14 protein-coding genes are annotated in these 15,358 nt (G+C 62.3%); 9 read left to right on the plus strand and 5 right to left on the minus strand.

Features of this window, described 5'->3' with window-relative positions:
* Window positions 1–66: 66 nt before the first annotated feature.
* Window positions 67–2,031, minus strand: coding sequence for an ice-binding family protein (locus B3V69_RS04390; protein ID WP_296444162.1), 1,965 nt, complete (start codon window positions 2,029–2,031; stop codon window positions 67–69).
* Between the two features lie 222 nt (window positions 2,032–2,253).
* A complete protein-coding gene (locus B3V69_RS04395) occupies window positions 2,254–3,186 on the minus strand; it encodes an SDR family oxidoreductase (RefSeq protein WP_296444164.1) in 933 nt (310 codons plus the stop codon).
* 47 nt (window positions 3,187–3,233) lie between these two features.
* On the opposite strand from B3V69_RS04395, the gene B3V69_RS04400 reads away from it, so the two are divergent.
* The 3 genes from B3V69_RS04400 to B3V69_RS04410 all read left to right on the plus strand — a co-directional run bounded on the left by B3V69_RS04400 (window position 3,234) and on the right by B3V69_RS04410 (window position 6,230).
* Window positions 3,234–4,307 carry a CDP-6-deoxy-delta-3,4-glucoseen reductase gene (locus tag B3V69_RS04400; RefSeq protein WP_296444165.1) on the plus strand — a complete coding sequence of 358 codons (1,074 nt, stop codon included), beginning with the start codon at window positions 3,234–3,236 and terminating at the stop codon, window positions 4,305–4,307.
* A 43-nt stretch (window positions 4,308–4,350) separates the two neighbouring features.
* Window positions 4,351–5,322: a Bug family tripartite tricarboxylate transporter substrate binding protein gene (locus B3V69_RS04405; protein ID WP_296444166.1), complete on the plus strand. Its 972-nt coding sequence runs from the start codon at window positions 4,351–4,353 to the stop codon at window positions 5,320–5,322.
* Between the two features lie 251 nt (window positions 5,323–5,573).
* The gene (locus B3V69_RS04410; RefSeq protein ID WP_296444167.1) at window positions 5,574–6,230 is read left to right on the plus strand and encodes an OmpA family protein; all 657 of its coding nucleotides are present in this window, start codon (window positions 5,574–5,576) and stop codon (window positions 6,228–6,230) included.
* 21 nt (window positions 6,231–6,251) lie between these two features.
* Here B3V69_RS04410 and B3V69_RS04415 read toward each other — a convergent pair whose 3' ends face one another.
* Window positions 6,252–7,493, minus strand: coding sequence for a urate hydroxylase PuuD (locus B3V69_RS04415; protein WP_296444169.1), 1,242 nt, complete (start codon window positions 7,491–7,493; stop codon window positions 6,252–6,254).
* Window positions 7,494–7,534: 41 nt separating this feature from the next.
* Complete coding sequence (xdhC, locus tag B3V69_RS04420) at window positions 7,535–8,332, minus strand: xanthine dehydrogenase accessory protein XdhC (RefSeq protein ID WP_296444171.1); 798 nt, start codon at window positions 8,330–8,332, stop codon at window positions 7,535–7,537.
* Window positions 8,333–8,642: 310 nt separating this feature from the next.
* Here xdhC and B3V69_RS04425 point away from each other — a divergent pair, with 310 nt between their 5' ends.
* The gene (locus B3V69_RS04425; RefSeq protein WP_414707464.1) at window positions 8,643–8,993 is read left to right on the plus strand and encodes a hypothetical protein; all 351 of its coding nucleotides are present in this window, start codon (window positions 8,643–8,645) and stop codon (window positions 8,991–8,993) included.
* A gap of 16 nt (window positions 8,994–9,009) precedes the next feature.
* Here the strand turns inward: B3V69_RS04425 and uraH are convergent, their stop codons facing one another.
* A complete protein-coding gene (uraH, locus tag B3V69_RS04430; protein ID WP_296444175.1) occupies window positions 9,010–9,363 on the minus strand; it encodes a hydroxyisourate hydrolase in 354 nt (117 codons plus the stop codon).
* Window positions 9,364–9,457: 94 nt separating this feature from the next.
* Here uraH and B3V69_RS04435 point away from each other — a divergent pair, with 94 nt between their 5' ends.
* From B3V69_RS04435 to B3V69_RS04455, 5 genes are all read left to right on the plus strand, one after another.
* A complete protein-coding gene (locus tag B3V69_RS04435; RefSeq protein ID WP_296444177.1) occupies window positions 9,458–10,147 on the plus strand; it encodes a GntR family transcriptional regulator in 690 nt (229 codons plus the stop codon).
* Between the two features lie 4 nt (window positions 10,148–10,151).
* Window positions 10,152–11,102, plus strand: a complete 951-nt coding sequence (gene puuE, locus B3V69_RS04440) for an allantoinase PuuE (RefSeq protein WP_296444179.1) — start codon at window positions 10,152–10,154, stop codon at window positions 11,100–11,102.
* Window positions 11,103–11,115: 13 nt separating this feature from the next.
* The gene (gene uraD, locus B3V69_RS04445) at window positions 11,116–12,888 is read left to right on the plus strand and encodes a 2-oxo-4-hydroxy-4-carboxy-5-ureidoimidazoline decarboxylase (RefSeq protein ID WP_296444181.1); all 1,773 of its coding nucleotides are present in this window, start codon (window positions 11,116–11,118) and stop codon (window positions 12,886–12,888) included.
* Window positions 12,889–12,909: 21 nt separating this feature from the next.
* Window positions 12,910–14,133 (plus strand): M20 family metallopeptidase, encoded by a 1,224-nt coding sequence (locus B3V69_RS04450; protein ID WP_296444182.1) that lies wholly within the window; start codon window positions 12,910–12,912, stop codon window positions 14,131–14,133.
* A gap of 74 nt (window positions 14,134–14,207) precedes the next feature.
* On the plus strand, window positions 14,208–15,358 hold a 1,151-nt coding region (locus B3V69_RS04455), incomplete at its 3' end, for a malic enzyme-like NAD(P)-binding protein (protein WP_296444183.1).

The raw sequence follows: 15,358 nt of genomic DNA on the forward strand, positions 1-15,358 counted from the left end.
CATCAACCAGATGATTGAGGTGCGGTGATGCGTTGCCATTAATAAATCTTGCGTTGCCAGCTCACGTTACGGAGCGGGCACATTGATGACCGTGTCCACCACCGTCACCGAAGCACCCAGCGACAACACCCGCCCGTTGAGGGTCACGATCGCCACGTTGCCGGCGGTGGAGAATGCGGCGCCCGCCTGCGCAATGATGGTTCCAACCATGGTCCCACCGCCTCCCGCATTGATCGTCGCTGCACTGCCAACTTGCCAATAAACGTTTTTGGCTTGGGCGCCGCCGGCCAGAATGATGCTTTGGGGCGCTGCGGCTCCCGGACCACCCACCGTGAGCGTGGTTGCCATCTGGAACACCCAGACCGCGTTCGCATTGCCCTGGGCATCCAGGGTCAGATCTCCGCCTTGAATCATGAACGAGCCCGAGGGGGAGGTGTACACGCCGGGCGCCAGGGTTTTCCCAGCCAGGTTGGCGCCCGGATTGGCACCGGCCGGCATGGCCACGAGTGCGTTATACGCCGTCAGTGCGTCGGCACGGGCCGCCTGTGCCATGGCAAAGGTGGTCGCCGTTCCTTCCGTCGGACAGGCCACCGTGGGCGGCGGTGCCGCCGTATAGATCAGGCCCGTGACGGTGCCGGTCTTGAGCGTGGTTTCCGTGTAAGTGCAGCCTGGCCCGGCATCGTGGAACCCGGTCACCGCCGTCGAGACGGCGGTGGTGCCAATGTCGCCATGGATCACCGTTTGAAGTCCCATGTTGGTCATCCCGGCTGAACCCCCAAAAGCGCCGAAGGTCGAAGCCGCGCCCAGAGCGACCGGTGCCAGGCAATTGCCGGTCGCAGGGCCGGCGGTAAAGCTCCAGATATAGTCACCTGCCATGGTGTTGGCGCCCTGGTCCTTGACGCCGGCGGCGCCGCCTTTGATCGTCGCCGTGTAGACAACACCGGGGGTCAGCGCAGCCGTTGGCGTGAAGGTCGCGATGCGACCGGTGGCAGCATCGAGAACCACTGAAGTCGCTACCACGGGCGTCGCGGCCGGCCCGGTCACGGCAAAGGTTACCGTGGTCACCGTCGCGGGATCCATCCTCAAGCCGGAGGGTACCGTGAAGCTCGCGTTAACGCTCGCATTCGGACACACAGCGCTAGCGTTGGCGACCGGATTGGTGGAAAGCACCGAGGCCGGTAGCGCCACGGCGGGCGCCGCCGCCGTGGTAAAGGTCCACACATAGTTATTGGCCGTCGTCGGCGACGCAGGATTTCCTGCCAGTTGATTGCCTGCCAAGTCAGTCGCGGCGGTGCTAATCGTGGCGGTATAGGTGGTGTTGACCGCCAGCGCCGCGGTGGGCGTAAAGGTCGCCGTTCTGCTGTTGGCAAGGGTCGCGCCGCCTCCCACGGGAGTCGGCGATGTGCACGGTGCGCCACACGTCACGGTAAAGGTGCTGAGGGGCGTGATGGTGCTGGCCAGCATGTCTTCGCTGAAGACCGCGGTAATGGCCGCGTTGGTCGGCACGCCCGTGGTCGGGCCTGGAATGGTCGTGACCGGCGCGGTCAGTGTCACGGTCGGCCGGATCTTGTCCTGCGCTACGCCCGTCGTCGTGAAGTTCCAGACATAGGGACTCGCCAATGCCAGACCGGTGGCGAGGCTTTGAGCCCCAGTCACCGTGGCGGTATAGACCGTCAGCTGCGTGAGCGGGCTTGCGACCGGCAGTGTAAAGGTGGCCGTTGTCTTGGCGGCGTCAAGGGCCACGGTTCCGGTCGGACTGACGCAAGGCGCCGCACAGGTCACCGTAAAACTGGCAGCCCCCGTGATCGGGGCCATCGGCTCACTGAAGGTCGCCGTAATGACGGTGTTGCTGATCGCTATGCCGCTGGCATTGTTGACTGGAACGACGGCCGTGACCGTGGGCGTAAGCAGGAGCGCACCGCCGGAGCCCAGAATGGGGTCTCGCCCGCCGCCGCAGCCTGCCGTCACGGCGCCCAGCGCCAATGCCATAAACCAGGGCAGGACTCTGGCGTAACTCTTGAATTTATTCATTTGATTCACTTTTTTAAAATCGGAGCCAGAAATCCATCGAGGTGATCGATCCCTTGGCGGTGCTCATGCTGGCAGGTTGCGCGATCAAGACCACGCAATCCGCTCAGCGTCGCTTTGAGTATTGCCGTGCACGGCAGATGAGTCTGTGCGTTGGCGCACGATGTGGCGTGGCGACCGCGTCAGGCGCCGGTTCGGTGCCAGTGCCGGCCCCGGCACCCGTGATTACAGACCGGCGTTGACCGTCGGATAGCGCAACTGCAGCCGCAGTTCGCGTTTAAGGCGCGTGTTGTCCATGCGGCGCGACTCGCTCATAAAACTCAGCAAACTGAGGGGCAACTGGTCCCGTGCGGTGTTGCGCGCCACGCGTGGCGGACGCGGCAAGCCGTACAGATCGGCCGCCAAATCAAAATAGTCGCCCATCTTGAGGCAGGTGTCGTCGTTCACGTTGTAGACACGCTGCGGCTTGCCTCGCCACAGTGCCGCCACGCAGGCGCGCGCCAGATCGTCGGCATGAATATGGTTGGTGTAGACGTCATCCGCCGCCTGCAGCACCGGCGTGCCCTTGAGCAGGCGCGGGCGTGGCGTGCCGCCCGCGCGATCGGGTGCGTAGATGCCGGGAATGCGCAGAATGCTGCTGCGTACCTGCGCGGCACGACCGAAGAACCGTATCGTATGCTCAGCATCAATTCGCCTTCTGGCCCTCGGTGTATCTGGGTGTAGTGCTCTCGTTTCAATAGCAACCTCACCCTGGCAGTCACCATACACGCCGCTGGTGGAAGCGTAGACCAAGGCCTGCGGCAGTCTGCGCAGGCGCAAGGCACGGGTCAGGGCCTGGGTGCGTGGATCGCCCCAGCCTTCGCCCGGCGGGGGGGCCAGATGCAGCACGCGGGTTCCCAGCCCGGCCAGTCGACGCAGTGAGGCCGGAGAGTCCAGATTACCGGCCAAGGGCGTGATGCCACGGGCTCTCAGCGCATCGATACGATCCACGCTCGATGTGAGCGCCATCAAACGCACCCGCCCGGACAGGGCTTGCGCCACACGCAGCCCGACATCACCGCAACCCACGATCAAAACACGCGCGCGGCGAAAACGGGCTGGCAAGGCGCCGGGGCGGGTGGCGTACAGGCTGGAACGAGGGCTTTGGTTTGAAGGCAAAATCGAGGGCTGTTTAGTAATGCAACGTTCTCAAGGATACAGACAATATGACGCGCAGCGAAACCGGAACGCAAGGCTTCCAGATCACCGTCAAACCCAGCGGCCGCTCATTCACGGCCAACCCCGGTGAAACGATGCTGGCTGCGGGGATTCGCCAAAACATTGGCATGCCCTACGGCTGCAAGGACGGGGCCTGTGGTTCCTGCAAGTGCAAAAAACTCGAAGGTAGCGTGGTGCATGGACCGCATCAAAGCAAAGCCTTGAGCGAGGAAGAAGAAGCCAATGGTTTTGTGCTGACCTGCTGCGGCGTGGCGCACAGCGACGTGGTGCTGGAGTCGCGCCAGGTGACGCAAGCCGGTGCTTTTCCCATCAAGAAGATGCCGACGCGGGTCAGCCTGATGGAAAAGAAATCCAGCGATGTGATGCTGCTCAAGCTGCAGTTGCCAGCCAACGACAGCTTTGCCTACCACCCAGGCCAGTATGTGGAGTTCATCCTGCGCGACGGCGCGCGACGCAGCTACTCCATGGCCAACGCGCCCCAAACGCCAACCGAAGGTGGCGGGCTGGAGCTTCACATCCGCTACATGCCAGGCGGCAAATTTACCGAGCATGTGTTCAACACCATGAAGGAAAAAGAAATCCTGCGCGTGGAAGGGCCTTTTGGCAGTTTCTTTTTACGCGAAGACAGCAGCAAGCCGATCGTGCTGCTGGCCTCCGGCACCGGCTTTGCGCCCATCAAGGCGATGCTTGAACACATGCAATTCAAAGGCATCCAACGCCCTGCCACGCTGTACTGGGGTGGGCGTCGCCCGTCTGACCTGTACATGGATGCGTGGGTGAAGACCAAACTGGCTGAAATGCCCCATCTGCGCTACGTGCCCGTCGTCTCGGACGCTCTGCCCGAAGACGGCTGGACCGGCCGCACTGGTTTTGTCCACCAGGCGGTGCTGAAGGACTTGCCCGATCTTTCTTCCTATCAGGTCTATGCCTGCGGTGCCCCCATCGTCGTGGACTCGGCCAAGGCCGCGTACACGACGCAGGCGGGCCTGCCAGAGGACGAGTTTTACGCCGATGCTTTCATCACCGAAGCCGACAAGGCGCATGAGCCGGCCGTGGTCTGACCTTCTGGCCTGGCCTGCGGAAATTTCTCAAAAAAATAACGCCATGCATTACAAAACCCTCCTCCTTTCCGCCTTGACGTTCCTCACTGCCGCCGCCGTGCCTCTGGCACAGGCCCAAGGCCGGCCCATTCACCTGATCGTGCCCTACGCAGCGGGCGGTCCGATTGACATCACGGCACGCGCGCTGGCCGAACGCGTCAGAGACACCCTGGGGCCGGTCATCATCGACAACCGGCCCGGCGCCGGCGGCAACATCGGCGCGGGCGCGATTGCCAAAGCCGCGCCCGACGGCCTGACCATCGGCATCGCGGCCACCGCCACCCATGCGGTCAACCCCTGGCTCTACGCCAAGCTGCCCTACAACGCGGCGACCGACTTTGCCCCCATCACCCAGATGGTGCGCGTGCCCAACGTGCTGGTCATGAACGCCCAGACCGCCCAGCGCCTGAAGATCAACCAGCTATCCGACCTGATTGCCTACGCCAAGGCCAACCCCGCCAAGCTCAACTATGGCAGCGGTGGCAACGGCAGCGCAGGCCATCTGGCCGGCGAAATGTTCAAGAAAGAAGCCGGCATCTTCGCCGTGCACATTCCCTACAACGGCGGCAGCCCGGCGCAACTGGCCTTGCTCAGCGGCCAGGTGGATTTCAACTTTGACAACCTGGCCACCGCAGCCCCCAACATCCGCTCCGGCAAACTCAAGGCGATTGCCGTGACCACGCTGACGCGTGCGGGCGCCTTGCCCGACACACCGCCGATGGCGGACACCCTCAAGGGCTTTGCCATCGACACTTGGTGGGGTTTGGTGGCGCCTGCGGCGACCCCCAAAGACGTGCTGACCCGGCTCAACCAAGCCTTCGTGGCAGCCCTCAACGCGCCCGAAACCAAAAGCCGTTTTGCCACCCTGCTGGCTGAGCCGGTGCCGAGTACGCCGGAAGAATTTGGTGCCTTCATGCAAAGCGAGCGCTCCAAATACGAGGGACTGGTGAAGGCGTCCGGGGCACGGGTGGACTGATACCAGGGCAAAACACCAAGCTATCGAGTGCACCGTGTGCAGGTCACTGACACGGCGTCGTCCTACAAGGCAGTTTGGCGAAAGCGGGTAAGATTTTCTCGTGCCCGGGGGCTCTGCTGTCGGAACTATTCAGACGCGTCAAAGTCGCAGCCAAAGTCCGGGTTCGAAACGTCACGCCATGAGGCACCGATGTGGTAGCTGCCAATTGAATCAAAAAAGCCAAATATATGAACAATCCTTCAGGAAAAACAATGAAAACTCTTGCCTCTCGTAGCCGCGTCATCGTTCTTGGCCTTGGTGCCGTCGCCGTGCTGGTCAGCGGCTGCGCCGACATGACGGAGGCGCAACGCAGCGCGGCCATTGGTGGGGGCCTGGGTGCCTTGGCGGGCGCGGTCATTGGCGATAGCCGCGGCGGCGCAGTCGTGGGAGCCGGTGTGGGGGCTCTGGGCGGCTACATCTGGTCCAACCAGATGGCCCAGAAGAAGGCTGCCATGGAAAAGGCCACTGCCGGCACCGGCGTGGCGGTGACGCAGACGGCCGACAACCAGCTCAAGCTGAACATTCCGAGTGACATTTCGTTCGACACGGGGCGCGCCGACATCAAGCCGAATCTGCGGCCTATCCTTGACCAGTTTGCGCAAGGATTGACCAGCCAGCCCAATACCGAGATCCGCATCACCGGACACACCGACAGCACCGGATCAGACACCATCAACAACCCGCTGTCGATCAACCGTGCCGGCAGCGCGCGCGACTACCTGGTGTCGCGCGGCGTGGATGGGCGTCGCATCCAGATCGATGGTCGTGGCTCGCGCGAGCCCATTGCCGACAACAACAACGATGCCGGCCGCGCCAAGAACCGCCGGATCGAGATCTTCCTGGCCGAGCGTGCGGTCACGCAGAGGTAGGCATGTAGCCGCGACGAGACATCAATCCGTTTTAGCGCCCGCCTCAAACCATTGCTTGATGACCTGACGCTCGACCTCGGAGATGCCGGTCGCGTTGTTCATCGGCATCACTTTCGTCACCACGGCTTGCTGGTAGATGTTTTGAGCGTGGCGCTTGACGTTTTGCGCTGAGTCCAGCCGCACGGTCTTCATCTGCACCAGTGCGCCGTGGCACATATAGCAGCGTTGGGCCAGCACCACCTGCAAACTCTTATAACTAATTAGGCCCTCAGCCCCCGCAGGATATGCACCAGACGCTACTGAATTTGTAGCAATATTGGCTGTGCCCGATGGCTGCACCGGCCTCAGCCAGACGATCACCGCCAGAACGGCCGCCAGCCCCAGCAGCGCATAGGGCAGCGGATTGCCATTGCGTCCCAGCTTGTAACCGTGGCGCATCACAAAAAACTGGCGGATTGCCGCGCCGGCAAACATCATCGCCATCAGCACCAGCCAGTTCAGCGGCTGGCTGTAGGTCAAGCTGTAATGGCCGCTGAGCATGGTAAACAACACCGGCAAGGTGAAATAGGTGTTGTGCACGCTACGCTGCTTGCCGCGTTGGCCGTGAATAGCCTCCACCGGCGCGCCGGCCTTGAGGGCCGCCACCACTTTTTTCTGTCCCGGGATGATCCAGAAAAACACATTGGCACTCATGGCCGTGGCCATCATGGCGCCCACCAGCAAAAAGGCCGCCCTGCCCGCAAACCAGTGGCAGGCCAGCCATGAGGCGATGCACACCAGCGTGAACACCAGCGCACCCACGATCGCGTCACCGTGCTTGCGTGGACCAAAAACCCGGCAGATCAGGTCGTACAGCAGCCAGAACAACACCAGAAATGACAGCGTCACTGCGATGGCCGTGGCCGGTGCCCAGTCCATGCGCGATTTGTCAATCAGGTAGGTGCTGGCGTTCCACAAGTAGGACACGGTGAACAGCGAGAAGCCCGACAGCCAGGTGCTGTAACTCTCCCAATAAAACCAGTGCAAGTGCGCCGGCAGCTTGGGCGGCGCCACATTGAACTTGACCGGATGGTAAAAGCCGCCGCCGTGCACGGCCCACAGCTCACCACTGACGCCCTGCCTTTTGAGGTCTTCATCGAGCGGGGGCGTCAGACTGCTGTCGAGAAAAACAAAATAGAACGAGGAGCCAATCCAGGCAATGGCCGTGATGACGTGAACCCAGCGCAACAGCAGGTTGGCCCAGTCGAGGTAGTAGCTTTCCATCCGTCTTGACCCTTTCGGTACTTGCAACTTTCACTGCAGAGTTACAAGGTTTGCAATATTTGTGCCGCCACGGCGACCGCGATCACCTCCGGCGCTTTGCCGGAAATCCCGGGAACGCCGATCGGGCAGGTGATGTGGGCCAACTCCTGCGCTGAAAAGCCTCGCGCTTCGAGCCGGTGACGGAACGTGGCCCACTTCGATTGGCTGCCAATCAATCCCACATACGGCAAGTCAGCGTGCAGACGTTGGCGCGTGAGACAGGCCGCCACCACATCCAGGTCCTCGGCGTGACTGAAGCTCATGATCAGCACCCGTGAGCCGCTGGCCAGGCCGCTGACGGCCGCCTGCACCGGGTCCGAATGCTCGCAGCTGACATGGGAAGGCAGGCCTGCCGGAAATACCTCCTCGCGGCTGTCAATCCAGGTCAGCTGCAGCGGCAAGCGCGCAAGCACCCGCACCAGCGCACGACCGACATGGCCGCCGCCAAACAGGGCCAGCGGGACGCGCGCGACGGCCAAGCGCACTTGCAGCGCGTCGAGGTCCGCCGCTCGCACCGCCTCAAAGCGAAGATGCACCTCGCCGCCGCAACACTGGCCCAATGCGGGACCCAAGGCATAGCGCAATACCGGCTCGCCTTCGCCGCCCAGCAGACGCTGGCGGGCTTCATGGATGGCCGCAAACTCCAGCTGACCACCCCCCACCGTACCGACGGTGCCCTCGGCAAAAACCGCCATCCAGGCCCCTTTTTCGCGCGGCACCGAGCCGCGTGCTGCATGCACCGTGACCATAACGGCCGCTTCCTGTGCCAGGCGTGCGAACAACCTATCTGTAGCAGTCACAAACCATTACCTTTTTGGATCCCAAAAATTCACACACAAGGCCCCTCATTTCGGGCAAAGTGTGCACCGGAGTGTTAACCGACGCCGCAAATCGTCAACCAGAAACCATTGTTCGCTCCAGAGACGCCACATGAACCACCTACCCACCCTGCGCCAAGCCTTGCTGGCAGCCACTTCCGCCGGCGCTGTCGCCCTGCTGGCCAGCTGTGCCTCCAGACCGTTGCCGTCAGCACCGGCATCCCCACCAGCGCCGGCTGCACCGCCGCTGGCTTCAAGTCAATCCACTGCACCTGCAACTGCGCCAACGCGTATGACCCCTATCTCCAACGCCACCAGTCCCCAAGACTACCGTCGCGACGCGGCCACCCATCTCTACGGGCAAAACGCTCACCGTATTTATCATGGCAAGATGCCGCCCCTGCTCTACGCCATTGGCGTTCTGCAGGTGGAGGTCGATGGCAAAGGCCACGTTGTCCGCACCAACTGGATGCGGGCGCCCAGCCATGCACCCGAAGTCGTCGCCGAGATCGAACGCACCGTGCGCCTTGCTGAGCCCTATCCAGTCCCCGCGCGAATGGGCCGCGTGACCTATACCGACACCTGGCTGTGGCACAGCAGTGGCCGCTTCCAGCTGGACACGCTGACCGAGGGGCAGCTTTAATTTCATCTGCGGCGTCTCAGGAACCACGGTAAGTTGAATAGCTCCAGGGGCTGACCAGCAGCGGCACGTGGTAGTGCTGGTCAGGCTGGGCAATACCAAAATCGATGCTCACTTTGCCCAGAAAATTGGGTTCCGGCAGCGCCACACCGCGCGCCTTGAAATAAGCTGAGACGTCAAACACCAGACGGTAAGTGCCACGCTGGAGACGGCTGTTGTCCAGCAGCAGCCCGTCCGGGTGGCGGCCGTCCTGATCGAGGACGAACTGTTTGACCAGCGTCGCCGTTTCCCCCAGCGTGGCGTACAGCGCGACCTGCATGCCCATCGCGGGCGTGCCGTGCATGGTGTCCAGTACGTGTGTGCTCAAGCCCATGGTGTGTCCTTCTTCAATGCAAGCGCCACCTCGACCCTACTGGCAGCTGAACGAAAGTGTATACACTTTTTCGGATTGGAGCTATCATGCCGTCATGGAGCTCGATACCGCCAATTCCGCTGTCAGTTCCGCCACCAGTTTCATCGTCAACGCCTTGAGCAAGGCCATCGTCGAGCACCGCCTTGCGCCCGGCACCAAACTGTCCGAGCAAAAGGTGGCAGACCAATTTGGCGTATCCCGCACCCTCGTCAGGCAGGCCCTGTTCCAGCTGGCGCAAAACCGCTTGATCCGCCTGGAACCGGCGCGCGGGGCCTTTGTGGCCACCCCGTCGGTCACGGAGGCGAAACAGGTTTTCGAGGTGCGCCGCATGCTGGAGGCCGAAATGACAAGAGCCTTCGTGCGCGACGTCACGCCGGCCATGATCAGCGCGCTCCAAGCGCATGTGGCACAAGAAAAGTCAGCCGTGGAGCGCCAGGACGTTGCAGGGCGCACCGCGCTGCTGGGAGATTTTCACGTTCGCATGGCGGCGCTCATGGGCAATGAGGTGCTGGCCCAAATGCTGGCTGAACTGATTTCACGCTGCTCGCTGATTACCTTGATGTACCAGTCCGCCAGCGCGGCTGAACATTCCAATGAAGACCATGCCGACATTGTGCAAGCGCTGGCCGCCCGGGACGAGGCCAGGGCGGTTCGGCTGATGGACGAACACTTGCACCACGTCGAGGCGCAACTGACGTTTGACCCCAAAGCGCCCGGCAACACGCTCTCCACTGCCCGGTCCTGAATTTATGAACCACTACGACAGCACGCTTGCCTACCCGCGCGATCTCATCGGCTACGGCGGCACGCCACCGCACGCACAGTGGCCCGCAAAGGCCCGTGTGGCCGTGCAGTTTGTCCTGAACTACGAGGAAGGCGGCGAGAACAGCATCCTGCACGGGGACGCGGGTTCCGAGCAATTCCTGTCCGAGATGTTCAACCCGCCGAGCTATCCGGCACGCCACATCAGCATGGAGGGGCTCTACGAATACGGCTCACGCGCGGGTGTTTGGCGCATCCTGCGGGAGTTCGAGAAACGCCGCCTGCCCTTGACCGTGTTTGGCGTGAGCATGGCGCTGGAGCGCCACCCGGAACTGGTACATGGCTTGAAAGAACTGGGACATGAAATTACCTGCCATGGCTGGCGCTGGATCAATTACCAGAACGTCGACGAGGACACCGAGCGCGAGGACATGCGCATCGGCATGGAAATCATCAGCAGAATGACCGGTGAACGCGCCTTGGGCTGGTACACCGGGCGCGACAGCCCCAACACACGCCGGCTGGTGGCCGACTTTGGCGGTTTCGAGTACGACAGCGACTACTACGGGGACGACCTTCCGTTCTGGATGAAGGTCAGGAAATCCGACGGTGCAGTGGTGCCGCAACTGATCGTGCCCTACACGCTGGACTGCAACGACATGCGCTTTGCGCTGCCGCAGGGTTACTCACACGCCGACCCCTTCTTTCAGTACCTCAAGGACACCTTCGACGTCCTGTACGCCGAAGGCTCCGACTCGCCGCGCATGATGAGTGTCGGCATGCACTGTCGGCTATTGGGTCGGCCGGGGCGCATCACCGCACTGCAGCGCTTCCTGGACCACATCGAAAAGTTTGAGCGGGTCTGGGTCTGCCGGCGCATCGACATTGCCCGGCACTGGAAACTAGCCCACCCCTACCAGCCCACAGCGCAGGCATAGCGCGCGACCGAACATGGCCATGACGCTTGAACAACTCAACGCCGTGCCCCTCGAAGCGGCCACGCGCCTGCTGGCGGGTGTGTATGAGCATTCGCCCTGGATTGCGGAGAAAGCACTGGCAGCGCGGCCGTTTACCTCACTCGCGCATCTGAAGCACGCCATGACCCGGGTCGTGGCCGCGGCAGGGCGTGAAGCCCAGCTGACGCTGATCCGGGCGCACCCGGAGTTGGCTGGCAAAGCGATGGTCGGCCAGGCCCTCACCACCGAGTCCGCCAACGAACAAGGCAAGGCCGGGCTGACCGAGTGCAGCCCGGATGAATTGGCCACCATCCAGCGCCTCAATGCCGCCTACCATGAAAAATTTGGTTTCCCCTTCGTCCTCGCCGTGCGCGGCCCCCGCGGCACCGGCTTGACCCGACAGGAGATCATCGACACCTTCGAGCGCCGTTTGCACGGCCATCCCGATTTTGAACGCGCGGAATGCCTGCGCAACATCCATCGCATAGCCGAACTCCGCCTGAACGACAAGTTCGGTGCCGTACCCACGCTTGGCAACCTGGTGTGGGACTGGCATGAAGAACTGGCGCAATTCAGTGATCCGGGCTACCCCGAAAAGGGGCAGCTCACGGTCACCTACCTTACCGAGGCACACCGCGCCTGCGCCGCGCAAATCAAGGACCGCATGCTTGAATGCGGCTTTGATGAAGTTCATATCGACGCCGTTGGCAATGTCGTCGGACGATATTTATCCAGTGACAAAGAGGCCAAAACCCTGCTGACCGGCTCGCACTACGACACGGTGCGCAACGGTGGCAAGTACGACGGCCGACTGGGTATTTTTGTCCCGCTGGCTTGTGTGCACGACTTGTCACGCCGCGGCCAGCGCCTTCCGTTCACCCTGGAAGTCGTGGCCTTCGCCGAAGAAGAAGGCCAACGCTACCAAGCCACATTCCTGGGCTCTGGCGCCCTCACCGGGGACTTCAATGCGCGCTGGCTGGAACAGCGCGACAGCGACCAGATTTCAATGCGTGAGGCCATGCAGCAGGCGGGCCTGCGCATTGAAGAGATACCGTCTCTCAAACGCCATGCCCAGGCCTACCTGGGCTTTGTGGAGCTGCATATCGAGCAGGGTCCGGTGCTCAACGAACTCGATATTCCGCTGGGCATCGTGACCTCCATCAACGGCAGTGTGCGCTACCTGGCAGCCGTCACCGGCATAGCTTGCCATGCCGGCACGACACCGATGGATCGCCGGCACGACGCCGCCACGGCCGCCGCCGAGCTGATTCTCTACATGGAACAGCGTGCGGCGCGCGATGGCAACTCGGTCGCGACCGTGGGCATGCTGCAGGTGCCCAACGGGTCCATCAATGTGGTGCCCGGTCGCTGTGAATTCAGCCTGGATTTGCGAGCGCCCACCGACGGCCAGCGCGACGCGCTGGACCGCGATGTGCGCGCCGAGCTCAAAGCCATCTGCGAGCGCCGCGGCCTGCATTACACACTGGAAGAAACGCTACGCGTCAGCGCTGCCCCCAGTGCGCCCGAGTGGCAAGGGCGCTGGGAGGCCGCCGTGGCGGCGCTGGGCGTTCCGCTGCACCGCATGCCCAGCGGCGCCGGCCACGACGCCATGAAGCTGCACGACATCATGCCGCAGGCCATGCTGTTTGTGCGCGGGCAAAACGCCGGCATCAGCCACAACCCGCTGGAGAGCAGCACCAGCGATGACATGCAATTGGCGGTGCAAGCCTTTTCACTGTTGCTGGGCCAGCTTGCGGGCGAGTTTTGAACATTCCAAACCTGATTTTTCATGACCACTGACGAACAACTCGACGCCTGGATTGACGCGCACTTTGATGAGCAAGTGCAGTTCTTGCAGGCGCTGATCCGCGTCCCCACCGATACGCCACCGGGCAACAATGCACCGCACGCCGAGCGCACCGCCGAACTGCTGCATGGGCTTGGACTGGACGCCAAAAAGTACCCGGTCCCTGAAGCGGAAGTACGCGCCGTCGGCCTGCAGAGCATTACCAATCTGCTGGTGTGCCGCCATTACGGTCCGGGCAAAACAATTCTCCTCAATGCGCATGGCGACGTCGTTCCACCCGGCGAGGGCTGGACCCATGACCCCTACGGCGGCGAGATCGAAAACGGCCATATCTATGGCCGTGCGTCAGCCGTGAGCAAGTGCGATTTTTCAACCTATGCGTTCGCGGTTCGGGCGCTTGAAGCGGTTGCCAAGCCCGTGCGGGGCTGTGTCGAACTGCTGTTTACCTATGACGAAGAATTTGGTGGCGAAGTCGGGCCGGCCTGGCTGCTGCAACACCAGATCATCCACCCCGACCTGATGATTGCCGCCGGCTTTAGCTACCAGGTCATCACGGCCCACAACGGCTGCCTGCAGATGGAAGTCACCGTGCATGGCAGACAAGCGCACGCGGCCATTCCGGACTCGGGGGTGGACGCCTTGCAGGCCACGGTCCACATCCTCAACGCCCTGTACGCGCAAAACACGCTGTACCAACAAGTGCATTCCGCGGTGGCAGGCATTACGCACCCCTACCTGAACGTCGGCATGATCGAAGGCGGCACCAACACCAACGTGATTCCGGGTCGTGTCACCTTCAAGCTGGACCGGCGCATGATTCCCGAAGAAAACCCGGCGCAAGTCGAGGCCAGCCTGCGCCAGATCATCGCCGATGCCGCGGCCCAAAAACCCGGCATCACGGTGAACGTCAAACGCATTTTGCTGGCCAAGGCTCTGCAGCCCTTGCCGGGCAACCAGCCCCTGGTGGCGGCCATTCAGAAGCATGGCCGAATCGTTTTCGGCGAAGACATTCCGGCCTTGGGAACCCCTTTGTACACTGACGTTCGCCTGTTCTGCGAGATGGGTATTCCGGGCGTCATTTACGGCGCCGGACCGCGCACGGTGCTGGAGTCCCACGCCAAGCGGGCCGATGAGCGGCTCGCGCTGGAAGATTTGCGTCGGGCGACCAAAGTAATCGCCCGGACCTTGAACGAGCTGCTCAAGTAGGCACAATTACCAATGTCAGAATGGCTACGCACCGAGTAGCCTATTGGCTATATAGAACAAAACTGGAGACCTGAATGACGAAAGAACTTTCCCCCGCAGAACACGCCCTGCGTGAAGCGGCGCGCGACTACCATCGTTTCCCCACCCGCGGCAAGATTTCAGTCACCCCCACCAAGCCCTTGTCCAACCAGCGTGACTTGTCCCTGGCCTATTCGCCGGGCGTGGCCTACCCCTGTCTGGACATTGAAGCCGACCCGTCATTGGCCGCGGAATACACCTCGCGCGGCAATCTGGTGGGCGTCATCACGAACGGCACGGCGGTGCTGGGCTTGGGTGATATTGGTCCGCTGGCCGCCAAGCCCGTGATGGAGGGCAAAGGCTGCCTGTTCAAGAAATTTGCCGGCATTGATGTGTTTGACATTGAGCTGGCCGAGCGTGACCCCGACAAACTGGTGGACATGATTGCGGCGATGGAGCCCACCCTGGGCGGCGTCAATCTGGAAGACATCAAGGCGCCCGAGTGCTTCTACATCGAGAAGAAGTTGCGCGAGCGCATGAACATTCCGGTATTTCATGACGACCAGCACGGCACCGCCATCATCTCAAGCGCTGCCCTGCTCAACGGGCTGGAGTTGGTCGGCAAGCGCATTGAAGAGGTCAAGGTCGCTGTCTCAGGCGCCGGCGCGGCGGCGCTGGCCTGCCTGGACGTGATGGTCGGCCTGGGCGTGCGGCGCGAAAACGTCTACGTGTGCGACTCCAAGGGCGTGATCCACGAAAACCGCCCCGGCGGCTTTGACGAGTCCAAGGCCCGCTACGCGCAGAAAACTGAAATGCGCACCCTGGCCGATGTCGTCAACGGCGCCGACGTCTTCCTCGGTTGCTCGGCGGCCGGCGTGCTGACGCAGGCCATGGTCGTGACCATGGCGGCCAAGCCCATCATTCTGGCGCTGGCCAACCCGGAGCCTGAAATCCGTCCCGAACTGGCCAAAGCGGTGCGCCCGGATTGCATCATCGCCACCGGCCGGTCGGATTACCCGAACCAGGTGAACAATGTCCTCTGTTTTCCCTACATTTTCAGGGGCGCACTGGACTGCGGCGCCACCAAGATCACCGAAGCCATGAAATTGGCCTGCGTGCGGCAGATCGCCGACCTGGCGAAAGCCGACATCAGCGAAGAAGTCGCCAACGCCTATGCCGGCAAAGAGCTTGTTTTTGGCTCCGACTA

This window comes from Rhodoferax sp. UBA5149 (assembly GCF_002413825.1).
In the GTDB taxonomy this organism is placed as follows: Bacteria; Pseudomonadota; Gammaproteobacteria; order Burkholderiales; family Burkholderiaceae_C; genus Rhodoferax.